Annotated in this window: 20 protein-coding genes; 6 read left to right on the top strand and 14 right to left on the bottom strand. The window is 64.1% G+C overall.

The genetic code is table 11. From position 1 onward, the window contains the following. Window positions 1-172 precede the first annotated feature (172 nt). The 6 genes from JNO50_RS13865 to JNO50_RS19285 form a co-directional block, all read right to left on the bottom strand. Complete coding sequence (locus JNO50_RS13865) at window positions 173-1,480, bottom strand: MvaI/BcnI family restriction endonuclease (RefSeq protein WP_189530657.1); 1,308 nt, start codon at window positions 1,478-1,480, stop codon at window positions 173-175. A gap of 323 nt (window positions 1,481-1,803) precedes the next feature. Beyond that, the gene (locus tag JNO50_RS13860; RefSeq protein ID WP_189530659.1) at window positions 1,804-2,316 is read right to left on the bottom strand and encodes a very short patch repair endonuclease; all 513 of its coding nucleotides are present in this window, start codon (window positions 2,314-2,316) and stop codon (window positions 1,804-1,806) included. Between the two features lie 7 nt (window positions 2,317-2,323). After that, on the bottom strand, window positions 2,324-3,427 hold the full coding sequence (dcm, locus tag JNO50_RS13855; protein ID WP_215796586.1) for a DNA (cytosine-5-)-methyltransferase: 1,104 nt from the start codon (window positions 3,425-3,427) through the stop codon (window positions 2,324-2,326). Window positions 3,428-3,865: 438 nt separating this feature from the next. After that, a complete protein-coding gene (gene prfH, locus JNO50_RS13850) occupies window positions 3,866-4,483 on the bottom strand; it encodes a peptide chain release factor H (protein WP_189530663.1) in 618 nt (205 codons plus the stop codon). Next, on the bottom strand, window positions 4,483-4,773 hold the full coding sequence (locus tag JNO50_RS19290) for an RtcB family protein (RefSeq protein WP_215796601.1): 291 nt from the start codon (window positions 4,771-4,773) through the stop codon (window positions 4,483-4,485). Before JNO50_RS19290 ends, prfH begins: the two co-directional genes overlap by 1 nt. Continuing rightward, window positions 4,665-4,991, bottom strand: a complete 327-nt coding sequence (locus JNO50_RS19285) for a hypothetical protein (RefSeq protein ID WP_425325369.1) — start codon at window positions 4,989-4,991, stop codon at window positions 4,665-4,667. Before JNO50_RS19285 ends, JNO50_RS19290 begins: the two co-directional genes overlap by 109 nt. Window positions 4,992-5,191: 200 nt before the next feature. Between JNO50_RS19285 and JNO50_RS13835 the strand changes: the two genes are divergently transcribed. The 4 genes from JNO50_RS13835 to JNO50_RS13820 all read left to right on the top strand — a co-directional run bounded on the left by JNO50_RS13835 (window position 5,192) and on the right by JNO50_RS13820 (window position 7,526). Then, window positions 5,192-5,527 (top strand): type II toxin-antitoxin system HicB family antitoxin, encoded by a 336-nt coding sequence (locus JNO50_RS13835; protein ID WP_215796382.1) that lies wholly within the window; start codon window positions 5,192-5,194, stop codon window positions 5,525-5,527. Between the two features lie 128 nt (window positions 5,528-5,655). Then, window positions 5,656-6,294 carry a LysE family translocator gene (locus JNO50_RS13830; RefSeq protein ID WP_189530667.1) on the top strand — a complete coding sequence of 213 codons (639 nt, stop codon included), beginning with the start codon at window positions 5,656-5,658 and terminating at the stop codon, window positions 6,292-6,294. An 80-nt stretch (window positions 6,295-6,374) separates the two neighbouring features. Then, window positions 6,375-6,776 (top strand): MerR family transcriptional regulator, encoded by a 402-nt coding sequence (locus JNO50_RS13825; RefSeq protein WP_189530669.1) that lies wholly within the window; start codon window positions 6,375-6,377, stop codon window positions 6,774-6,776. Between the two features lie 105 nt (window positions 6,777-6,881). After that, window positions 6,882-7,526, top strand: a complete 645-nt coding sequence (locus JNO50_RS13820) for a cysteine hydrolase family protein (RefSeq protein WP_189530671.1) — start codon at window positions 6,882-6,884, stop codon at window positions 7,524-7,526. 5 nt (window positions 7,527-7,531) lie between these two features. Here JNO50_RS13820 and JNO50_RS13815 read toward each other — a convergent pair whose 3' ends face one another. The 6 genes from JNO50_RS13815 to JNO50_RS13790 all read right to left on the bottom strand — a co-directional run bounded on the left by JNO50_RS13815 (window position 7,532) and on the right by JNO50_RS13790 (window position 19,068). After that, window positions 7,532-8,074 (bottom strand): hypothetical protein, encoded by a 543-nt coding sequence (locus JNO50_RS13815; protein ID WP_189530672.1) that lies wholly within the window; start codon window positions 8,072-8,074, stop codon window positions 7,532-7,534. A gap of 12 nt (window positions 8,075-8,086) precedes the next feature. After that, window positions 8,087-13,816, bottom strand: coding sequence for an RHS repeat-associated core domain-containing protein (locus tag JNO50_RS13810; RefSeq protein WP_189530674.1), 5,730 nt, complete (start codon window positions 13,814-13,816; stop codon window positions 8,087-8,089). Window positions 13,817-13,832: 16 nt separating this feature from the next. Then, entirely contained in the window at window positions 13,833-14,558 is a 726-nt protein-coding gene (locus JNO50_RS13805; RefSeq protein WP_189530676.1) for a hypothetical protein, read from the bottom strand. Window positions 14,559-14,703: 145 nt separating this feature from the next. Next, the gene (locus JNO50_RS13800) at window positions 14,704-16,791 is read right to left on the bottom strand and encodes a hypothetical protein (protein WP_189530678.1); all 2,088 of its coding nucleotides are present in this window, start codon (window positions 16,789-16,791) and stop codon (window positions 14,704-14,706) included. A 506-nt stretch (window positions 16,792-17,297) separates the two neighbouring features. After that, window positions 17,298-17,993, bottom strand: a complete 696-nt coding sequence (locus JNO50_RS13795) for a M24 family metallopeptidase (RefSeq protein WP_189530680.1) — start codon at window positions 17,991-17,993, stop codon at window positions 17,298-17,300. A 22-nt stretch (window positions 17,994-18,015) separates the two neighbouring features. Further along, entirely contained in the window at window positions 18,016-19,068 is a 1,053-nt protein-coding gene (locus JNO50_RS13790; RefSeq protein WP_189530682.1) for an NAD(P)H-flavin reductase, read from the bottom strand. 122 nt (window positions 19,069-19,190) lie between these two features. Between JNO50_RS13790 and pdxR the strand changes: the two genes are divergently transcribed. Beyond that, on the top strand, window positions 19,191-20,663 hold the full coding sequence (pdxR, locus tag JNO50_RS13785) for a MocR-like pyridoxine biosynthesis transcription factor PdxR (RefSeq protein WP_189530684.1): 1,473 nt from the start codon (window positions 19,191-19,193) through the stop codon (window positions 20,661-20,663). Window positions 20,664-20,716: 53 nt separating this feature from the next. Here the strand turns inward: pdxR and parS are convergent, their stop codons facing one another. Both parS and JNO50_RS13775 read right to left on the bottom strand, forming a co-directional pair. After that, the gene (gene parS / locus JNO50_RS13780) at window positions 20,717-21,118 is read right to left on the bottom strand and encodes a type II RES/Xre toxin-antitoxin system antitoxin (protein WP_189530686.1); all 402 of its coding nucleotides are present in this window, start codon (window positions 21,116-21,118) and stop codon (window positions 20,717-20,719) included. A gap of 23 nt (window positions 21,119-21,141) precedes the next feature. Continuing rightward, complete coding sequence (locus JNO50_RS13775) at window positions 21,142-21,606, bottom strand: RES family NAD+ phosphorylase (RefSeq protein WP_189530689.1); 465 nt, start codon at window positions 21,604-21,606, stop codon at window positions 21,142-21,144. Between the two features lie 273 nt (window positions 21,607-21,879). Between JNO50_RS13775 and JNO50_RS13770 the strand changes: the two genes are divergently transcribed. Next, window positions 21,880-23,313 (top strand): pyridoxal phosphate-dependent decarboxylase family protein, encoded by a 1,434-nt coding sequence (locus JNO50_RS13770; RefSeq protein WP_189530691.1) that lies wholly within the window; start codon window positions 21,880-21,882, stop codon window positions 23,311-23,313. Window positions 23,314-23,415 lie beyond the last annotated feature (102 nt).

Here is a 23,415-nt window from a genome sequence, read left to right as displayed (position 1 = left end):
GGAAAATTAAACTAGTGGATTTTATAAGTAAAATATATTGCCATTCATGATTTGAAGTGGAATTTTCGCTTGTTGATTATATGCGGAGTAATATGTTATAAATATTTTGGTTGTGTCAATAAGGATGTTGATTGTTTTTGGCTTATTTGTAGGGGTAGTGGTTTATGTGTGCCTAGAATTCAAATGGCTCAAATTTAGAATATAGTCTCGGTAGCATTTTTTTTGTAATTCTAAATTGGCTTCTTGCTTTTACAGTGGATTTTTGCCCTTCAGGATCCATGACTTTTGAACCGGGGTCAAAAACAATTGCTCCGTCTGCGAGGGCCTGAAGAAACTTCGAAAAATCGGTTCCTTCTCCAGCCAAAGCAGGGCTCAGGAATCGATACGCCGTCAGTTGCGCTTCCTTGCGACTCTCGTACGTGACATAGGCTGCCTGTGTATGTTTGCGATTCCACTTCAGCAGTAATGCTTCAAAAGACCATGAAGCAACACATTCTCCATCGTCTGTTAAAAGTTCAATTGCACCAGCGACATCCGTGATAACATTTTTCTCAGGGTCATACCCGTTAATAGAGAGAGTTAGCGATGTTTTCTTGTTCCGGATGCCTACTTTGTGTTGGCCGGTGAAGTACAGAGTACCATTCGCAGTTGAATGACCAAATCTTCTTACGAATGCTTCGACACCCTGTTCACCATACATCCCGCCATCGGGTTCTGGAGTCATCAAGGTTATACGTGATGTCTTATGTGCTTTGATTTCCCACCCCATAAAATCCGGCTCGGATCTGCCATTTGGAATAATGCCGAGCAATGCCTCCAGTGTATAGCCTCCGCCATTTTTTGCTTTATAGGGTACTCTATTTCCGCTTTTGTCGAGACGTACTGATTCATGCCAACCGTGTTGTCTTATTTGATTTAATTTTCCTAAAAGAAGACTTTTTGTATTTCTTGAGGGAAGCGGAAGGTTAGTGAAAATATTTGAATTTTCAAACTCACCAGATTCACGACGCTTGAGAAACTCGATGGCTAATATTGAGCCGGCTGGTGCTAGAAAAGCAAGGGTCAAACCATTCTGTGTTACTGCAAAAAAAAGCACCCTTCCATCTTCGTTATTATTGTGTTTTCGTGCTTCTTTTGGTGTGGGGCGCAGATGCTCGTTTGGGGCTCGTCGGCATCCTTTCAAAAATCCTGACAATCGAACCTCAGGATATTGCGGATACAGAATTAGTTGTGAACCCTTTGCCTGCTCTTTCCCCTCCGCATCTATCCAGTAAAAATTGAGTTTTGCCTTGTAGTTGTCGATTTTCCCTTCCCGACAGGTTTGGATCTGTTCGAAACGGAACATCTGGACAACTTGAAAGCTGCTACCAAGATAGATTTGTTGCTTTGAATTGTCATTTTCTGCAAGAGGTTTGCAAAAGGCGCTGATCGCCCCCAAGGAAACAAACCTGTCAAGGAGGGCTGCGAGGTTCGGGAACATGTCTGCTCTTTGGTATACACAGGAAAATAAATAAACTCCCTTGTTCTACCAGTAAAAGTGATTACATGTCAATGTTTAAAAATTAAGCATATGAAGAGTGCTGGGCCGATTCGTTGAACGCCAGTTTTTGTTTGGCTGAAATGGCTGCGGTGGTAGTGAAAAGATAGGAACACGTAATGTCTTGCAGCTATCGGGGGGGGACTATAGGGTCAGCCAGCCGTATCTGGTAAAAAAGTAGAAATAATGTTTAAGTGGGTATGTGAACTGTATGAATATTTTCTTTAAAATTAGTTATATCGTCAGAGGCGAATATCGTGATGTCGTTATTGCTCCGTTTCTGTTGGTGATAGCAATTGGATTTCGCAACTGTTTCGTTCGGTTTTATTGTTAATTTTAATTTGTTTGTCTTCGTTTTCCATGGTGAGCCAGTCACATATCAGCTTGACTAAAGTTTCATGTGCAGTTCGCGCTGCCCCACGGATTGCACATTCCCAAACCACAAGAGTTTTCCACCCAGCCGCCCTGTTGGCAGTCAATTGCCTGCTATCTCGCTGGCGGTTGCTTTCTATTTTCTTCTGCCAGAAAGCCGTACGAGTGGACGGTAGTTTGAAATAGTGGCAATCATGTCCATGCCAAAAGCATCCGTTGATGAAAACCAATGCTTTGTATTTCGGAAAGACCAGATCGGGCTTACCGGGGATATTTTTGACATGCAGACGGTAACGGAAGCCCCGCGCATGCAAGGCTTTCCTGACGAAGACTTCCGGTTTGGTGTCTTTGTTCTTTATTCCCGACATCATTCGGCTTCGGGTCGCCCTATCAACGATGTCGGCCATGGCAGGTTCAGGCTATTTGCTGTTCAGTCAACGGCAGCTCTGGTTCTAGAGTTTCGTTCACCAAAAACTGATGCATGAGTCTAGCCGTGTGGGCTATGACGCTTACTACAACTGAGTTGCCAAACTGCTTGTAAGCTCGGGTATCAGAAACAGGGATACGAAAGGTATCATCGAACCCCATTAGTCGTGCACATTCTCTTGGAGTTAAACGGCGAGGATTCGTGTTTATCTGGTATAGCAATATCTCTGATCCATCTTTGTAATAACGTGCAGAAAGGGTTCGAGTCTCCTTGCTTTCTGGTGTAACAAGACCAAAACCGAAACCATTACCCTTGGCTCTGTGCTTTTCTGCATATTGCTGCAGGTAAGCCCATAATTTTGGTGTAAGAGTATATTTGTCCTGTACTTTGCGATTACTGTGGTCAAAGAACCTGTCACCATCCCAAGGCAAAATCGGCTCTGAGCCATCGCACTTATGCAGGATGTCTTTGAGTGGGCGGCGTCCTTTTTCCGGTAGCGGGATTGCATCAAAATCGAATGCGACTGGCTCGCGGAAGCCGACAATAATGATGCGTTCACGATGTTGAGGGGTGAAATGAGCTCCATCTATCACGCGATAATGAATATGATATCCAAGCTCGTCACGCAAGGTTCTCCGTATAACGTCGAAGGTACGCCCTTTGTCATGGGATATCAGGTTCTTGACGTTTTCCAGCAAAAAGGCACGTGGTCGTTTCGCTGCGATTATACGTGCAACATCAAAGAACAGGGTTCCTTGAGTCTCATCCTGAAAACCGTGAGCACGCCCGAGAGCATTTTTCTTGGACACGCCTGCGATGGAGAACGGCTGGCAGGGGAATCCAGCGAGAAGTACATCGTGGTCGGGAATGTCACTGGTGCTGACTTCGGTTATATCACCGTTCAATTCGTGACCGTCTGACGGATGGTTCTCCCGGTAGGTCTTTTGGGCATAGCTATCCCATTCACTAGTAAAGACACAGCGCCCTCCGATCATTTCGAAGGCCTGACGGATCCCGCCAATGCCTGCGAACAGGTCGATAAATGTGAAATCGGCTTTCGGCTCATCAAAGGGCAGACCTGGTGGGAGCATCTGTTTCAGGGCTGTGATGACATAACTTGGCGGGACGCACTCGCCCGCTTCCCAGCGGCGTATGGTTCTCTTGTCCACCTCCAGTGTGGCTGCAATTTCCGCTTGGGAGTGATAGCGGCGAAGCTCAGCTAGGACGATCTGAAGTTGGCTGGACATTGGTGCGTTCATGCAAAATCTCTCTGGGTCAAAATGCGGACATACTGTCCTTTGTTGTTCCCAGTATAGCTGGAGGTCTGGAGCCGGTCGAGTATGTTATGGCTTGGAAAGTGGAAACGGTGAAAAACACTGATGTAGTCTTGCACGCATGCGGGGTGAGCCGTCTCAGCCCGGTTGGTACCGTCCGTCATGGCCAGCTTGGCCCGGTAATGTTTGTTGTTGCCGTTTTTCGGGAGTGAGCGGCCATGTTAGTGTGCCGGTCACTCATTCCGGGTTTGGGCGCTATTTCACCGGTTCGAACCGTTCCCCCCTGAATACACGGCAGGGGTTGCCACGCTCCACGTCCTGGTGGAGCAGACGTCGCTGGGCGCGGAGCTCCCCTTTCGACTGCTCGGCCTTCTGCGCCAGTTTCTGCTCGATCAACAGCACGGCCAGCCGCTTGTTGGCGTGCTGGCCGCGCTCGGCTTGCACCTTGACGCTGATGCCGCTCGCGCTATGGGTGGCGCGGCTGGCGGAGTCGGTTTTGTTGACGTGCTGTCCGCCCGGTTCGGACGCCCGGCAAGCTTCGAAGCGGATCGCGCCGCTCTTTGCCGGTGGTGGCTCCCGGTAGACCGCGACGCCGATGAACCGGTTTTTTCTCGGGAGATGGGGGCGGTAGGGGCTGGCGCAGCTCCACTGCACGGTGCCTTGCCAGCGTGCGGCCAGCGCCTGCGCGGCGTCGCCTTCCAGTTTCAGGGGCGCGGAGAGACAGGTGCCTTGCTTCTCGCCGGGTCCCTGCTCCACCACATGTGCGCGCACGCCGGCCTGTTCCGCTTCGAAAAGCAGCCGGTGCAGGGCCTTGTGCGCCGCTCGCGCGCATTCGAGCGGGCCTTGGGCGGCGGAGATTTCCACGAGCAGCATCAGACGGACTCCCCGCGGGGTTTGTAGGTCGGCACCGGTTTGAGTCGCGCGATCACGTGGATCAGGCCCGCTTCGCGCAACGATTCGATCACCGTGCCGATGCTCTTGTAGGCTTCCGGCGCCTCTTCGAAAAGCAGTTGCCGGTCGTCGCACACGACATGACTGCCCGGGGCGGTGCGTTTCAGTTGTTGCGGGGAATAGCGGGAGGACAGCCGGTCCTTGCACTCGCTGCGCATCCATTTGCGCCCCGCGCCATGCGCAAGGGAAAACAGGCTGATCTCGTCCGCCACGGGCTCGACCAGATAACTGTAATCGCCGCGCGAACCGGGAATGACAACCCCGATCCACCGGTGTCGCCCCCCTTGCGGTGCTGCCAGCCTCGCACATTGCCGACCGTCGCGCTGGCGAGCATGTTGTGGTCGATATCGATCACCCGCGTGCCTTCGCCGCGCAGTCTCGCCAGTATGCGCTGCGCGATCAATTGGCGGTTGGTCCTGGCGAACCGCAGGGCGGTCTTGTGGCGCGAGAGATAGGCCTCGCACGCCTCGCTTCCTTCGTCCAGACCCCGATGATTGCAAACTTCGACAGATATACTGACCCAGCCCGCGAGTGCCGCTGCGAACCAGCAGCAGGCGCCGTTTGCGGTTAAGCCCTAGCGTCTCGATGGCTGCTGGTGAGTATCGAGTTGCCGCAGGAGTGTTCCTCCGCATGAGCGAGGTTTTTCCGGTAGGCCATGGATGCTTTCCAGTGATACCCTCGCGCCGTTTTTTGTGGCCGTTAGCCGCCGCACTGGTGCTCATCGCTTCGCGTTCCGCAAGCCCGGGGCGGTTCAATATGCAGAATCCGGACTATCGTGGTGCTGTCCGGGACGACGTGGAGGTCGCCATGTCGGAGCTCGATGCCGTGCCATCCCGTTTCAATGTGAGTATGCCGCGTTTTGTTCTCGCCCGGCACGTCAGCGCGGTCCTCGATACGAGGCCCGGTTTTCTGGCCCGTGCCGCCCTGGAAATCATCGAACGGGAGAAACACAGCCACGCGGCCTGATTGCCGGGTCAAGCGGTCGGGGGGCGATGGCGTTTTGGCTGGCTCGCGAGGAGCTTCTCCGGCCGCTTGTGAACGAGAGGGGGCGACCGTAAAATGACTTTCCTTTCGCCTGTCACGAAAGATTCTTCATGCTCTCCCTCGATACCCTCGCACTGTTTTCGGTGGCATGCCTCGCGCTGGCCGCCACGCCCGGTCCCGACATGCTGCTCATCGCTTCGCGTTCCGCAAGCCAGGGGCGGGGCGCAGGCTTCGCCACGCTGGCCGGCATCCAGGCCGGCACCTACTGCCATGCGCTGGTGGCGGCGCTGGGCTTGTCCCGGCTGTTTCTGGCGGTGCCATTCGCTTACGATGCGGTGCGCTTCGCGGGCGCGGCCTATCTGCTGTACCTCGCCTGGAAAACCCTCTCCGCCAGGGCATCGATCTCTGACGCGCCGCGCACGGGCTCGGGCGCGACGGGCGGGCGCATCTTTGCCCAAGGGCTGTTTACCAACCTCCTCAATCCCAAGATGGCCCTGTTCGTCCTTGCGCTGTTTCCCCAATTCATCCAGACCGGCGGCGGCGATTCCGTCGTGCTGCAGATCATGACGCTGGCGACGGTGCTGAACCTGATCGGCCTGCTGGTGAACGGTGTGGTGATTGTGCTGGCGTCCCGGCTGGCGGATCGTCTGCGTCAGGGCACGGGCTCCGGCCGGTTGCCGCGCTTGCTGCTGGGTGGGGTGTTTTTCGGATTGGCGTGCCGTCTGGCGTGGCCGGATGCCAGGACATGAGATGATCTGCGGCGTTGGGTTGACATGCTTGTCGCATGGCTGCTATCTTTGAATCTACATATAACGTCAGGTTTGTTTCAATGTCGTCTCCCGATTCCCTGCTGCAGATCGGCGAACTGGCCCGGCGCGCCGGCGTGAGCCACCGCACCATCCATTACTACGAACGCATCGGGCTGCTGCGCCCGGCCGAGCGCGAGGGGGTGGGCTACCGTTATTACGACGAAGAGGCGGTGCGGCGCCTGGAGAAGATCGCGGCGCTCAAGCGCCTGGGCCTGAGCCTTGACGAGATCGGCGAAGTGATCGATCTGTATTTCGAGGAGGCGACGGGGATCCGCGGCAAGGAAAAGGTGCTGCGGATGCTCGAGGCGCAATTGGCGGTCACGCGCGGCAAGCTCGACGAGCTGCGCGGCTTCGAGCTCGATCTGGTGGCGAACATCGCCCGCATGAAAACCCTGATCGAAGAGGCGGGCAAGGCCCGCTGAGGCGGGGCGGCGCCGGTCCGCCCGTTTTTTGGTTATTAATCTACAGTTGACGTAAGGTTTATATTGCTTGGTGAGGTCCACGTCACTTTGTGAGGAGCAAGAGCGATGAATCCTGAAGAACCCCGTGACGCCGCCGCGTTCGAAACCGATCGTAGCGCGCTGATCTTTATTGAATTCCAGAACGAATGGCTGGATCCCGACGGCGCATTGAACCGGCTGATGCGGGACAGGCCGCAGTTCGAGGCGGCGGTGAACAATGCCGCGCGTCTTCTTGAGCGGGCCCGCGCCGGTGGTGTGCGGGTGGTGCATGCCGGCCTGTCGCTGGTCGACGATCCGGAGTGCCTGGTGTTCGCGAAAGGGGAGAACAAGTCGGGACTGAAGGGCGCGATTCCCCGGGCCGGGACCTGGCGTGATCCGGAGCGGGTCCGCTTCGCCGAACCTTTCGTGCCGCGCCGTGGCGAGTTCGTGGTGGCCGGACGCTCGGGAGCCAGCGTGCTGGCCAATTCCAACCTGGACCCCTTCTTGCGCAACAACCGCATCGATCACCTTTATCTGACCGGTTTCGCGCTGCATGTGTGCGTGGAGTCGACGCTGCGCCACGCCCACGATCTGGGCTACGAGGTGACGGTGGTCGGCGACGCGGCCCCGGCCTTCACGGCGGGGCAGCGGGCCCATGTCCTGGAAAACATCATTCACCATTTCGGCGCTGTCATCACCACCGACGCTTTGCTCGAACGCCTGCCGGGATAGGGGTCTCAGGGCGGCGGAAACACCGCCCGCCGACCGTTCACCGCCGCGACGGGCGGCAGTCCCGGCCGTTGCGCGGCCACGGATCGCAGCCAGGCGAGCCAGTCGGGCAGGGTGGAGGCGTCCGTTTCGTTCCAGCCCCAGGAGAGCTCGCTCACCGGTTGCGGCGGCACCGGCCACGCGCCGTGGAGCACTTCCCGCTGCGCGTCATCAGGGGGCGCGGCGAAGGTGATCAAACGGGCATCCGAGCCGGTCCGCTGTGCCCAGTCCGGGCCGAACGGCTCCCCTTCGTCGGGCGGCGCGCCATGCCGCAGGCAGTACACCGGAGCCGCGCGTCCGGCGAGGCGCAATGCCAGTATCAACTGCGCGCCGTCGCTGAGCCATTCGCGCCGCCCGTCAAAGCGCAGTGTGGGCATGCCGATCTGTTTGCCTGTGAAACGGATGTACTCGGCCATGGCCGGCACGATGACCGAGCGGTCCGGGCGCGGCGCGGGGCGCTCGTCCGGCGCCAGGGCGTCCAGCTGTTCGAAGGTGCGGCAAACCACGTGCATGGGTATCCCCGGTTATTTTTTTCCTGAGCTTCCCGGTCCGGACGCGGCGGGCGTGTCCGGCCGCGCCGCCGCGCCGCCGCCTGTCCGGCCCGTGCCCGACGCGTCGGGCGCCGCCCGGTCCTGCATGCGCAGTGGCGGCGAAAACAGCGTCGGCCACAGCGGCGAGTAGTCCGGTCCCGGCAGCGGGGTATCCGGCAGCACCCGCCAGGTCGCCCGCTGGTTGAACCACGGCGCGAGCCCCTCCGGCACGAAGGTTTCCAGCGTGGACGGCGTGAGCGGGAAATCCGGCTGCGGCACGCCGGACACCACGCCTTCCCGGCGGCTCAGCCACCACCAGGAAAGCCTGGGGAGGCGCGCTTCGAGCACCGCCGGACCGCCGCCGCGCCCGCCGCCGCCATGCACATCGGCCCAGTAGGGCGCGCTGCCTTGCGCGGGCGGCTCCAGCGCCTCGGTGAAATACAGGCCGGGGCCGAGCCGTGGCGGCGCGGTCGCGGCATGCTGCCGGCCGAGCACCTGATCCAGGTTCAACAGGTTGTTGTCCTGCGCTTCCAGGGCTTCGTAATAGGTGGTGCCCCGATAGAAGCGGCGGTTCCAGGCGTCGCTCGCGGTAGTGCGCAGCGAAGCGTCCAGCTGGTTGAAACGGCCGAAGCGCGTCGACCACGAGGCGCTCTCGCCAAGTCCGCGCATCTGGCCGAAGCGGGTGCCCTGGCCGAAGGACGCGGTGCGTGGCCCCTTGAAGCCGAAAGGCGCCACCGAGGTGACGATGTCGAAGGTGCCCGTCGCGTAGTTGCCCTGCGCCAGCTGGTCGACGCCGCCGGCCACGCCGTAGGCGGCGAGCGGCACGGCCAGTTCCGGCGCGGCCACCAGCACCGGCGCGGCGACCGCGCCGATGCCCGTGCTCAGCCCAAGCTCTCCCCAGGAAAACTCCCGGCGGCTGCCCTCGGCGATCTGGATGCCCTGGCGCGTGGCGTTCATGCCTCCCGCGATGGCGGCGCCCACCGCCATCACCGCCAGCACCGCGAGGAAGGGGAACTCGCCGTTCGGATCGATCAGGTTGACCGGATCCTGCGAAGCATACGCGTACAGCGACGGCGAATCCACATAGCCCAGCGGATCGAGGCTCAGGAACACGCCGTTGACGGGATCCATCAGGCGCCGGCGCGACAGGTACAGGCCGGTGGACGGCAGATGGATCATGCCGCCGAACACCGGCCCCGCGCCCGCCACGCTCGCGGCCAGCGGGTTGCCCGCGCCGTCAAGGATTTCGGGCGCGCCGAAATCCCGGTAACGGTATTGCTCCACCCGCTGGCCGTTCGTGTCCAATAGCGCGGTGAGGTTCAGGCGGCCGTCGTACACGCCAAGCCAGGTCGCGCCCGCTTCGTGGATCGCCAGCGTCCCGGCGAGCGCCGGGTGGGGCGTGAACTGCCGCAGCGGGCCGCCCGCGCCGCTCTCCTGCCAGATTTCTTCGCCGAAGTAGTGCAGGGAGCGTGTAACGCCGTTCTCGGTAATGCGCGCCGGACGGCCGAGCGCGTCGTAGACGATCGCCATGCGCGTTGTCGCGCCGTCCGCGGCCCGCAGAATGCGGCCCAGCGCATCGGTGTCGTAGCTTCGGGCGCCCTCGGCGCGGCGCGTGCCTTCGCTGTCATAGCTCATCGCCGTGGCGCCGGCGCCGGTCAGGCGGTGGCCGGGCGCGTAGCTGTACAGCACGTCCGGCGATCCGCTTTCGCTGTGCCGGGTCCGGTTGTCGGCCGCGTCATGGTCGTAGCCGTCGCGCCGGGGAGCGGCGGCGGCCTTGGCATCGATCAGCGCGATCGCCGCATCGTGCTGCGCCTGGGTGTCGGCGATGCCGAGCGCGGCCGGGATGCCGTCCGCCGACGCGATCAGCCGGTCGCGCCGGTCATAGCGGTAGCCGCGCAGCCGCGGCGCATGGGTGTCGATCAGCTCGGCGCGGCGCAGGCTGCGCGCGTCATAGGCGTAGCGCACCCGCGCCGGCGTCGCGCCGCCCGCCTCGCAGGCGAGCTCCACCACGCGTTTTCTGGCGTCGTAGATGGCCGACTGGGTGGTGGCGAGCGCCAGGGTGGCCGAACCGAAATGGCGCGGGCCCGAATACGTCACCTCGGCGAGCTCCTCGGGGCCCGAGCCGAGCGCTCCGGCGGCGAGCCGGTGGATCGAGGTGACGCGCTCGTTCAGGTCCGTGCCGAGCCGTTCGATCCGCCCGTCGGGCCAGCGGCGCTCGCGCGTGCCGGCCAGGTCGTCGTGGAACAGCTCGAGCGCCACGCCGTTTTGCGCCTCGCGGACCAGTCGGCCGCGGCTGTCGAAACGCCGCTCGATGGCGATGCCGCCCGCGCTGGCGCTCACCAGCCGGTTGCAACCGTCGTAGGCGAAAGTGTGATCGGCGAGCGCGGCCACCGGTCCCGCCCCCGCGCTATGCAGTGAACGGAGGCGTCCGGCGGCATCGTAGCCGAATTGCAACACCGGGCCGCCGGCGACGCTTTCCGAGGCGAGCTGGCCGGCGCTGTCAAAATCGCGGGTGCTGACGAGTCCTCCCGGGTACGCGGTGGACACCAGGCGGCCGATGCCGTCGTAGCCGTAGGTGCTGGTTTGCCCCGCGGGGTCGGTGTAGCGCACCGGCCGGCCGCGCGCATCGTAGTCCCAGCGGTTGACGAGGTTCAGCCCGGCCGGGTCGAGGGTGTCGCGCAACAGCTCGCCGAACGCGCCGAACACCCGTTCGCGCACCACGCCCGCGGGTTCGGCGCGGCGCACCGGCAGGTCGCGGTCGTCGTAGTCTTCGCGCGTTTCGGTGCCGTCCGGTTCGATGGCGCGGATACGCCGGCCGCGCGCGTCGTAGAGGGTTTGCCAGCGCCGCGCGCGCACGCCGCCGCCTTCCCTGTCGCGGAAGGTCACCGCCACGATGCGTCCCGCGCCGTCGTGCTCGTAGACCTGCTCGTTGCCTTCGGGGTCGGCCAGCCGCGTGATGCGCCCGGCGCCGTCGTAGTCCTGGATCGTCACGCCGCCGCGCGGATTCACAATGCGGCGCAGCTGGTTCACCTCGTCGTAGAAATAGGTTTCCGTGAGCTCGACCGCCGCGGCCGGGTCGTCCCGGAAGGCGGCTTCGCGGGTGCGGATCAGCCGCTGGCGGGCGTCGTAGTCGTAGGACTTGCGCGACAGCAGCCGGCGCGAGCCGTCGCCCGGATCGCCTTCGAGCTCTTCGCCGGCCAGCAGGTCGCGCGCGCCCCAGGTGAAGCGGCTGGTGCTGCCGTTGGGGTGGTCGATCGCGCGCAGCCGGCCGAAGCCGTCGTAGCTGAAGCGGGTTTCCCGCTCCCCGGCCGGGCCTTGCAGCAGGCGCACCACCCGGCCGCTGCGGTCGTAGACGCGCCGGGTCGCCGCGCGGCTGCCGTCCGCGCCTTCGGCGGCCTCCAGAAGCGGCAGGCCGCGCTCGTCGTACTGCGTGCGCTGCAGGGCGCCGTCCGGTCCGGTGGCCGTTTCGGACAGGCCGCGGTAGTCGCTGACCTGTTCGATGACGCGCGCGCTCGCGGTATTCGCCGCCAGCACCAGGCGCACCGGATGGCCGAGCACATCGCGCTCGATGAGGTCGGTGATGTGCGTGGCCGCGCCGATCACGCCATCGCTGTAGTCGCCGCGCGGCCGGTCCACGGCCGAAATCTTGCCGTCCGAATCGTAGTGGGTGACGAGCTCGACCGTGGCTCCGCCGATGGGTGGCGCGACATACCGTTCGATTTGCCCGAGCGCGTTGCGGACCTGGCGGCGCTCGGCGCCGGTGCCATCCGTCATCCGCGCGGGAAATCCGTAGGCGTCGTAGTCGAAACGCTCCTCGATGGCGGCGCCGCCGGCGTCGGTGCGGCGCAGCACCAGCAGGCCGCGCGCGTTGCCGGCCGCGCCGTATTCCATTTCCTCGCGTGTGCCGTTGGCCGCGATCACCGCCGTGACCTGGCCGCGCGCGCCGGTTTCGTAGCGCGTGACGGCGGGCTGCGCGGTGCCGTCGGGCAGGATGGCCACCGGGTGCGTCACGCGGCGCAACGCGCCGGTGTTGCCCGGCCCCGGCGCGATATCGAAGTCGTACTCGTAGCGCGTTTCGGCGCCCGCTTCGTCGGTCTGGCGCCGCAGCATGCCGTAATCGGGCTCGTACTCGCCGCGCCAGACGATGCGGCTCGCGGCCGGGAATCCCGCGGCCGCGCTCACTTCCCGGCGCAGCAGCTTGCCGCGCATTCTCGCGTCGGGATTGGTGTGGTCATACAGGCACAGCTCCTGGCGGCCGTCCGGATCGGTGACGGCGATCCGGTTGCCCTGATCGTCGTACTCGCTGGTGGACACGCAGACGCGGTAGGTGCCGTCCTTCACCAGGCGCAGACGGTGATCGAGCAGGTCGCCGCGATAATTGAAGGTGTGTGTGGTGACACCATAGTCCGGCGCCATCACCTCCACCCGCAGCGAAGGCACGTTGATGAACAGGGTGTCCATCGGCACGTACTGGATGGGCGTGTAGCGGTACTGGAACACATAATCGCCGTAGCGCTGCGTGGTTACCCGAGCGAAGGCGAAGTCGGCCGGGTCAGGCTCGTAGTCGTTTTCCAGGTAGGTGCGGCCTTCCTGGTCCTCGATGCGGATCAGGTTGTGGCGCAGTTCGGGCAGGGCATCCTGCGGCGCGTAGTCGTAATAGCGCGCGGTCCCTTCCGGATGGTCGGCCGTCGCGGGAAAGCGCACGCAGGACAGATGCTCGACTTCGGCTTCGTGCAGGTACCGGACGAGGCGGCCGGCGTGATCGCGCACCGCCTCGAGCAGGCCGCACTCGCCATAGGCGAACTGCAGGAAACGGTCATCGTCGTCGCGCACCTCGGCCACCCGGTTGGCGGTGTCGTAGGTGTAGCGCAGGCGGTTGCCGTGCTGGTCGCGGATTTCGGCGAGCGGGATGCGTTCGGCGTCCGTCCAGCCCGCGGGCCGCTCGAACTGCCAGACAAGGCCGTTGTCGCCGCGGATCCGGTAGGTTTGCGGCTGGCCGGCGACCGCCTCGAGAATCTGGAATACGCCGGGCGCCGACTCGAAATCCGTTCCCCGCAGCCGGAACAGGTCCTCGTGCAGCGCGCCGTCCCAGCGCGCGACGTGTCCCGAGGCCAGTTCCCTGAGAAACACGTTGTGGTTGTGATCCCAGTTCCAGCCGAACGGGCCGCGGTTGGGCGCGCCGCTGCGGTAGTGGCGGATCATGGCCAGCGTCATGGCCGCGGTCGGCACCATCAGATCGGTCTCGTCCAGCACCAGCGCGCCGCGGAACAGGTCCACCGGATCGCCCCCGTGCGCGGTCTGCCGCGCCTGTTCGCCGCCATGGGTCTGGTGCGGCTGGCCGGGTTGGGGCTGCTCCGGCGGCGCTTCGCCTCCCGGCTGGGGCGGGCTTTGGCCCTGAACCGGCGGATTGGCCGTCGCGGGCGCCCCTTGCTGTTGCGCCGAGTCGCCGCCCGTGGCGGCCGCGGCGGTTTCGTTGGGCGGCGCGGCGGGCGCCGGGGCCGGAGTACCGCCGGCGCCCGCCGGACAGGCCTTTTCCATGTTTTGCCAGAAATCCGGTGTGCCGTTGCTGCGGCCCCCGTCCGGATTGGTGGTGACATAGGAGTTGTAAAACGCCAGCGCGTCGCACGGATCGCTGGTCCTGTAGCTGTCGCCGGGGGCGTATTGCGTTCCGTTGTGCTGGAACGCATTGGCTCCGGACGGGACCGTCAGATTGTAGTCGGCCATCGACCCACCTCGCCGTCTAGCGGATTGCGATTACGATGGCGCGCTGTCCGTTCCAGACCAGATCGCCGTCATTGATGTCCAGCCGCGCGCCCAGGCGCGCCGTATGCGCGAGAAATCCGCCCACATCGCGCTCCACCTGCCCGCACTCGTCCCCGGTGAGCCGGCGCCCGAGGATCCGGCGCGGGCGGGACGGCGCGCCATCGTCGGCGAGAAACCGTTCCACCGCGACGAGCGGACCGGGATCCTCGCCGGGCGCGGGCAGGCGGTGAAGCTCGAAACTGTCCGCGATCCACTCGTTGCGGGTCACCACGACCGGGGCGGCGTCTTTCGCGAGGCTCACCCGCGCGATGTCCCGCACCCTGGCAAGATTCGCGTCGGGCCACGCTTCGGCGATGCGGTGCATCGTCTCCGAGGTGCGGGCCAGCTCTTCGCCGGCGAGGCGATCCCGCGCCACATTCAGCGCGAATTCCTCCATCGCGCCGTCCGTGGCGAGCCGAACGCGCCAGACACTCGAGGTGTGGCCTTCCTTCACGTTCCACAGCTCGCACCGGGTAGCGCGGCCCCCGGCGTACCGCGCCACATACCGCTGGGCGCAGGCGGCCGACCGGGCGAAGCTGAGCACCCCGCACTCGTCGGCCGCGCGGCGCCAGCGCGCGAGTTCCCGCGAGCGGGCCGCGCGCCGGTCATGCAGCAGGTGGCCGTAGGCTTCCCAGGGCGCGAACGGCTCCGCGGCCTGCCGCATCCGCTCGACGAGGCCGCGGCTGAGGATGCCGTGAAACGGGATGCGGCCCGTGCCGTCGGCGACATCGCCCTTGCCGCGCAGGTAAAAGGGCGTGCCGTCCGGTCCGTACCGGAACTGGATCGCGAGCGACATGACGCGCTGCCCGTCAGTAAGCGGAAGGCTTGGGCTTGGCGCCCTTGCCGGGTTTGTCTTCGTGGAAGGCGACCCCGAGGGCGGTCAACTTCAGGCGCTGGATCGCCGCTTCGCTCAGGCCACTGACTTCCGCCAGTTCGCGCCCCTGCAGCGCGAGGGCGTCCGAGAGCGTCACTTCCTTGGGCGGCTTGCGCAGGCGCTTGGCCAGATAGTCCACCGCGCGCTTGGGCAATTGCTCCGACGCAGGACGGTCGACGAGCTGGCGTCCCTTTTTGGTCTGGACGACCGCGTATTCCAGCTGCTTGGCGAAAAAGTCCGTGTCGACGAATTTTTTCGGGATGGCGAACGGGTCGTTGAGGCTTTTGAGGGTTTCGGTGCGGATATAGCCGCCCAGTTCGTTGGCCTGGCGCAGGGTGTAGCCGGCCGGGGCTGGTGGTGTCGCCGCGGCCGTGGCGGTGTTGAGCGTATGCGCCGCGCCCGCGCATTCCGGGCACAGGCCGCTCGTGTGGCTCGCGGTGCGCGGGGTCTCCTGGAGGGCGCCGGCCGGGGCCCCGGTGACGAGGCTTGGCAAATGGGTCGCCGTGTCGCTGGCCGTGACGGGGCGGATCGGCGCCAGCGATGGCGGCACCGCCTTGATCGCCGTGACGTATTCGTTGGTGAATGTGGGGTGGCGCACCCGTTCGTTGGCGCAGCAGCACAGCCCGCGGGTGGTGATCATCAGCACTTCCTGCTCGCCGACTTTTTTCGTTGGGGTGGTGGACACCAGGTTGACCTGCACCTGGCGCCGCGCGTGCCCGGCCCAGGCCTGGATGGTGTCCGGACAGTTGACGCAGACTTCCGAGCCTTCGTAGCAGATATGTCCGTTGGCCTGCACATTGATGTTGAGCGTCGCGCCGTTGGGCGTCACCACCACGCTGGTCGACCCGTGCGTCGCCTCGTTGATCAGGTCGTTGAAGCCTTCGATGCGGTACCCGGCCGGCGCGTCGAAGGTGACGGTGTCGTGCGCCTCGGTGCGGTAGCACTGGTAGTGGACATCCCAGCAGTCGATGAAACAGGCCCGCGCGCCGACGATGTTTTCGGCGGGAATGTCATGGTCGGTGGCGACCGGCGCGTTGGCGGTGGCGATGGAGGTCGACACCGACTTGCGGTCGAAGTCCATCACCGGTGTGCGGGTCAGGTGACTGGTGTCCAGGCGCACCGCCACGCAAAAGTCCTTCTGCTGTTTGGGCTGCGCCACGACCAGAAAGAACTCCTGGATGCCTTCCACCGGCCGCGGGCCGCGCACGAAGCCCGAGGGTTCCTCCAGGGTGTGGGGCCGGGGCTGGATGAAAAAGACCGCGCGATTCGTGCCGAGGTGGTAGCTGTCCAGCTGGTGGTACATCTGCGAAATCTGCGAGGTGAAGGAATAGGTTTCGCGCTTTTCCTCGCCGGTATCGGTCGAACGCGTCGCCATGCCTTCCTCGGCGTTCATGCGCTTGGTGCCCCATTGCCCGTGGGGGGCGTTGTAATTGAACCCGCCGCCCGTGCCGAACACCGAGACCTGGCCGCCGCCGCCCCCGCCGCCCATGTCGATATCGAAGATCTCGGTCGACTGGGTGTTGCCGGCGGACTTGGTCACGTTCACCGATTCGATGGAGCGCGACTGCTTTTCCTTGGTGTCGGTGGCGAGCTCATACAGCTCGCGTTTCTTGGGTTCGAAATCGAGAAAGAACGGGTAGTCGGACAGCGGGATTTTTTCGTTGTGGCCGGACGGTCCGACGAGCACCTGCAGGATCGCGCCGTGGCAGGGGTTGTAGGCGTTGAGCAGATCGGTCAGGCCGGGAATGGTGGCCACGTTCAGGCCGTTCCAGTTGATCTGACCCTGCACTTCCTTGTCCAGCGGCTGGTAGCCGGTGATGGTCGCGGTGACTTTCAGGTAGGTGATGGTGTAGTTGGGGTAGAGCTGGTTGGCGTCATCCGGACGGTACTTGAAGACGGCCATCGAGGTCTGCCATTTGGCCGGCAAGCGTTCGTCGCAGATGTTCCGGTCCATCATGTCTTCGGTCACGCAGATGCGTTCCCAGGGAATGTCGGTGGGCAGGCTGAGTTTGAAATTCGACATGGCGAATCCTTTCGGCGCGGGGGTGAAGAAAAACCGAAACGCACTTTTTCGATAACGCCGGCCGGTCTAAACGGCGGCCCGTCGTGCGGATGACAGGCTGGTTCAACCTCCGGCGCTCCCCCCTTTGTCGCTGCCATCTCCCGCTCCGACACACCGTCAGAATTTCATCTGAGAGCCCTCCCGTTCCGGGAGGGACAGCCTGGCGCCACGCGCCGATACCATTGCCCCTGACACGGGGAAACAGAATATGCCGCTCAATCCGCGGTTTAACCGGGCCCTTTCCTGCCACCCAAGGATGGCGGGCGGGTGCGATGGTGTCTGGCCGGCATCACTGCGATTGTTTGATTTTTCTTACATGAGTTTTTAGTAGCACATGCCGGATTCGCGTCAAGAAATAAGTTATGGTTGAATAAGAGTTAAGCAAAACCTTAATGATGAACGGCCGAGCGGCGGGCCGGGAGACACGGCGTCAAACGAATGCCCGGCCACATGGCCGGGCATTCCGCTTACTCGAACAGCGCGTCCTCGAGCAGCAGATCCTCGAAGAAGGCGCCGTAGCCGTCTTCCGGGTGGCGAATGTGGATTTCCAGCACCCACAACAGGCGCGAGGGCGCGAAATCGATGTCCGCCAGCGGGCCTTCGTGGATGGCCGCGTGCGGGAAATCCGCGATGCGATGGCCGGACAGATCCAGGTTGAGTTCCCAGCCGAGCGCGCGGGCGCAGTCGGCGGCGTAGTCGTAAAGCTCGCGCCCGGTCGCCCCGTCGCTCAGCCATTTTTTGCGAACCCGGTGGAAAATCGCCCGCGCATCGCCAGCGCAGCGGCGCCGATCGGGACAGGTCCCGGTGACGAAGGTATCGCCGCCGTCGCCCTCCCAGCGCTTCCAGACCGGCCCGATATCGATAAAGAAAATATCGTCCTCCCCGAGCGCCACGCCCGGTTCGGACGGCGCGCCGAAGGTTTTCAGGGTATTGCGGCCGAAGCGGACATACACATCGTGCCAGCCGCGCACCATGCCGGCGTCGGCGAGCCGGTCGCGGGCCATCTCGACGGCGTCCTCCTCGATCATGCCGGGGCGGACCCGGGCCGCGATGTCGCGGATGGCGTCGCGCGTCATGCGCCGCACCTCCAGAAGCTTGTCCGGATCGTACGCGTCGCCGACCGCTTCGAGGGCGGTTCTGTCCGGGGTTGGCAGTGTGTTCATCGTGTGTCCTTTCGTATAAGGGTCAAGCGGTGGGAAGGGAAATGGCCAGACCGTCGATCCGGGGCGTCAGGGCGATCCGGCAGGCAAGGCGATGTGTCGGCAACGGGTCGTCGAGCGCGTCGAGCAGCCGCCGCTCGCGCGGGCTCGCCGGTGGCACCTGTGCGGCGGCGAGGTCGACCCGGCACTCGCCACAGGCGCCCTGGCCGCCGCACACCGGGCGGATGAGTCCCGCCGCGGCGAGCGCCGTCATCAGGCTGCCCGACGCGGGGACGCGCAAGGTGCGTGTGTGGTCGCCCTGTCGCACGTGCAGCGCGATACGCCCCGTCGCCGGATCGGTCGCCGCGCCGGCGGCGGGAAGGAAGGTGTCGGCGTGAAACCGCGCATCGGGAAGCCCGCGCTGTCCGGTCAGCCGTTCGCGCGCGGCCTCGACCATGCGCGGCGCGCCGCAGGCGTAGACGATCGCATCGGAAAAATCCCGCAGGTCCTCTGCCGCGGCGTCCTGCACGAAACCGCGCCGTCCATTCCAGCCCGGTCCGGGATCGGCCAGCACCGGGACAAAGCGAAAGCGCGGATGCCGCGCGGCGAGCGCGGTGAAGTCGTCGGCGAGGTACAGGTCCCCGGCCCGCCGGCCGCCCCAGTACAGCGTGACGGGCTGAGGGGCTCCTTCCTGCAGCGTGGCCTCGAGCAGCGCCTTGAGCGGCGCGATGCCGGTTCCGGTGGCCAGCATCACCACCGGGGTGTCGTCGTCGGGCGGGGTTTGCCAGGTGCAGTGTCCGAACGGACCGCTGACCGCCAGCGTCTCTCCGGTGCGGTCGGCGGCGCGCAGCCATCGGGAAAACCGTCCGCCCGGCACGAGATGGACGTGCAGTTCGACCTCGCCGTTGCCGGCATCCGGGCTTGCCATGGAATAACTGCGCTCGATGCCTTCGGCAAGATGCAGGCTCAGAAACTGGCCTTCGCGGTAACGGAACCGGCCGGCCTCGCCGGCGAGCGTCAGGCGCACCACATCGGGTCCGACGGCGTCGATGTTCGCGAGCGTGAAAGACAGCGGGGAGGGCGTGGGGGAGGTGGGCATCATCGTCTCCGGTCATTAGTCGACCGGGTGAAGTCTAAAGCGCCACTGGACCCGGCATAACCGCCAGTTTGATAAAGTTTGGTGGTCCAGTATGATGGCCCATCTCGATGGGAGGACATCGCATGCTCAGACCCTGGACACTGGAAATGTCCCTGTGCGACACCGACGGGGCATCGCTGTCATTGCGGATCGCGCAGCGTGTGATCGTGGAGATCGGGCGCGGACGCCTGGCCCCCGGCACGGCCCTGCCCGGTACCCGGGAACTGGCGCGCCAGCTTGGCGTGAACCGCAAGACCGTGGTGTGCGCGTACGACGAACTGGCGGCCCAGGGCTGGGTGCGCGCCCTTGGCCGGAAAGGCACCTTCATCGCGCTGGAGCTGCCCTCCGGGGCCGGCCCGGCCGCGTCGCCGGCCGCCCGCGCCGAACTTCCTTCCTACGAGCTTTGCGGCCCGGCCGCCGCTTCGGTACCGCCCGCCGGCGGCATTGTGTTTTCCGACGGGGAACCCGATGCGCGGCTGATCCCCTTCGATGTGCTGGGCCGGGCCTACCGCCGCGCGCTGGTCGCCACCGCGCGGGCCAATCGTCTGGCCTATGGCGATCCGCGCGGCGAGAGGGCGTTGCGCGAAGAAGTGGCCGGGATGCTCGCTTCCCAGCGCGGACTGCCCGCCGATGCCGACACGATCTGCCTCGTGCGGGGCAGCCAGATGGGCATCTTCGTGGCGGCTCGGGTTCTGGTGCGTCCCGGCGATCATGTGGCGTTCGAGGCGCTGAGCTACCCTCCGGCCCGCGCCGCCTTCCTGGCGGCCGGCGCGACGATTCACGCGCTCGGGCAGGATGAGCACGGCATGCTGCCCGACGCGCTCGAGCCGTTGTGCCGGACCCGCCGCGTGCGCGCCGTCTATCTCACCCCGCACCATCAGTTTCCGACCACATCGACGATGCCGCCCGAACGCCGCCTGCAATTGCTCGGGCTGGCTAAGGAATACGGTTTCGCGATCATCGAGGACGATTACGATCACGAGTTCCATTTCGCCGGCCGTCCGGCGATGCCGATGGCCAGTCTTGACCGGGAGGGATCGGTGATTTACGTGGGATCGCTGTCCAAGGTGCTGGCGCCCGGATTGAGGGTGGGCTACCTTGCCGCGCCTAAAGCGGTGATCGACCGCTGCGCCCGGGAAATCCTCGGCATCGACCGGCAAGGCAATGGCGTTACCGAGCTGGCCATCGCGGAACTGATGCGAAGCGGCGAGTTGCGCCGCCATATCCGTCGGGCGCTGCGGATCTACCGCGACCGGCGCGAAACACTGGCCCGTTGTGTCGGCGCGATGCTCGCGCCCATGGCGGATTTCACGTTGCCTAACGGCGGGCTGGCGATCTGGGTGAGGTTCGAGGCGCGCGTCGATGTCGATCGTCTTGCGGCCGATGCGCGCGCGCTCGGTGTTTCGATTCAGCCCGGGCGGGTCTTCGCGGCGGACGAACGGCCGGTTCAGGGCGTGCGTCTGGGGTTCGGCGGCCTGACGCCCGAGGCGATCGGGGAGGGTGTCGCGCGCCTTCGCGATGCGCTGGCGCGTCAGGGGGTGCCGGAGCGCGGATAAGCGTGGCGCCGCGTGGCCGGTATCGGCAATGGGGTGGGCGGTTGTCGACGAGGTTAGACCGGTAAGCCGTGTTCAATGGCCGTCAGCGCCCGGCGGACCTGATTGGCGCCCAGTTCCGTATCCAGCAATTGCAACGGGACGGCGCCCAGTACCGCGTTGGCGTTAGTCAGCCATTCGCGGGCCTGGGTTTTGTCGCCAAACACCTCTTCCGCGCGCTGTTCGATTTCCACCACGCGCAGCAGGCGTTCGCTTGCCGCCGGATCCAGCCGACGCTGCGTTTTGATCATGCGATTGACCGTGCGTTGAGGGGTACCCAGAATGTCCAGCAGGCTTTGCTTGCTCATCCCCACGGCATTGCTGACGATATCCACTTCTTCAGCCGGAAATCCCTCGCGGATAAGTCCGATCCGTTGTGCAACAGGTTTGTGTAATGCATCGAAGACCGTCGTGTCCATCGTTAACCTCCAAACATGCGGCATCAGGGATTGGGAAATAGTCGGGGATCGGGCCGAAGCGGTCGCAGTTCCTTAACGGTCACTCGACGCATTAGCGGATGCAGCGGGTTCAGAACCAGGTTCTGCTCTTCGGGAACGACGACCGATGGCAACAGCACACCGAACCGGTTTGCTTGAAATACGTGTCGGGTGCCCGCTTGCTGGCTGGCACTTTGGTCATTCAGCCGATCCCAACCCGCGGGGAGCGCAGGCGCTCGCACCGATTTCACCCCTTCCATGGGGACAGACAGGGCCATGACAAAGTAATCGAGGGGGAGCGATCTGGCGTGTATCAGAATTTCCAGCATCGCCAGGGAAATGGACGATGCCGCGTAAACGGCCGGTACCCCAACCGGGTTCCATCGACCACCGAACATCTCCGCGCCCTTGCCGCTCAGATCCATTCGATAAGGCCCACACGCGACCCGATAGAAAACGTTGGTGTTCATCACAATCCCTTTCTTGTCTGGAAGTATAACAGTAATTGGTCATGTGGCCATTTTTTTTGGTCAAATGACCAGCGTGGTGAGGAAGGGCGCCACCGGATCCTCGCACCGGGGACGGTTGGCCAGCCAAAGGAGTGGCGGCAAGCATTGACAACAGGATGTTGAGAGTGTTTCGCTGCGCATATCCCCGCCCAAAGGTTACCCTGTGCCGGGTCCGGTGCGGGTGACGGACGAATCGTTCGCCCGGCCGGCGCGTGTCATCTCACAGGAGAAACCATGCATCCGATCTTGCATCACGATGCCGGCCGCGAGGCCGAAATCTTGCACAACGCCTGCGCCAAGGCCATGGCTTTTCTGGAAGGGCTTGAGCGGCGGCCGGTTCGCCCGCCACGACGGGCGGTCGACGTTGACGCCGAAGCGTTCCGCCTGCCCGAAGAGGGCATCGGCGCCGAAGCGGCCCTCGACGAATTCTGGGCACGCCATGCGGACGGACTGTCGGGCAGCGCCGGGCCGCGTTACTTCGGATTCGTCACCGGCGGCGGCACGCCGGCCGCGCTGGCGGCCGATTGGCTGGTCAGCGTCGTCGACCAGAACGCCCAGTTGAACGGCGACACGGTGGCCGCCGCGCTGGAACTGGCGACCGTGACACAGGTGCGCGATCTGCTGGGCTTGCCCGCGGCTTTCACCGGCAGTTTCGTCAGCGGCGCCACCATGGCGAATCTGGTCGGTCTGGCGATCGGCCGGCAGTGGCTGGGCGCGGCGCGCGGCATCGATATCGCCAAGAGCGGCGTCGCCGCGCTGGGGCCGGTGCGCGTGCTGTCGACCAGCCCGCACAGCAGCACCCTCAAGGCGATGAGCCTTCTGGGGCTCGGGCGCGATGCCTGGTGGCCGGTGGCGGCCTTGCCGGACAGCGAGGCGATCGATCCCGCGGCGCTGGAGGCGCGGCTGGCCGAGGCGCCGGATATGCCGACGCTGGTGGTGGCCAATGCCGGCACGGTGAACACCACCGCGTTCGATGATCTGCCGGCGCTTGTCCGGTTGCGCGACCGCTACGGGTTCTGGCTGCATGTCGATGCCGCGTTCGGCGGTGTCGCGGCGGTCTCGCCGCGTTTCGCCGGCCGGCTCGCCGGGTGGGAGGCGGCCGACTCGATCACCGTCGACGCGCACAAGTGGCTGAATGTGCCCTACGACAGCGCGATGCAGTTCACCCGGCACCTGGACATGCAGCTGGCGACCTTTCAGAACCTGTCGCCGTACCTGTCCGCGCCGGTCGCCCGTCCGGACAATTATCTGCATCTCACCCCGGAAAACTCCCGCCGCTGGCGCGCCTTGCCGGTCTGGATGGCTTTGCGCGCCTATGGCCGCGGCGGGTTCGCCGAGATCGTGGAGCGTTGCGCCGATCTGGCCGCCCTGCTGGGCCGGCGCCTCGAGGAGCTCGGCGGCTTCGAGCTTTTGGCGCCGGTGACGCTCAATGTGGTGTGCTTCGCGCCAAGAACGTCGGGCGATGCGGCCGCCGGGCGCGACGCGTTCCTTGAGGCGCTCAACCGCGACGGGCGCGTGCTGTGCACGCCCACGGAACTCTTCGGCCGTCCCGGCGTGCGTGCCGCGCTGGTGAACTGGCGCACGAGGATGGAGGATATCGACCTGGCCTTCGCGGCCATGCGCGATGCGCTGGACGCCTCCGGAGTCATGGCAGCCGGAGCACAGTGATCCGGTTCCCCGCGTACCGCCCGGCGTCCATGCTGGCCTGACCGGGCGAAAACACCCCCGCGGGTGCGTGGTGTTGTGCCTTCGCGGGGAATCGCTCACACT

The sequence above is a fragment of the Paludibacterium paludis genome (assembly GCF_018802605.1).
In the GTDB taxonomy this organism is placed as follows: Bacteria; Pseudomonadota; Gammaproteobacteria; order Burkholderiales; family Chromobacteriaceae; genus Paludibacterium; species Paludibacterium paludis.
This window is presented reverse-complemented; position numbering and strand designations above follow the sequence as displayed.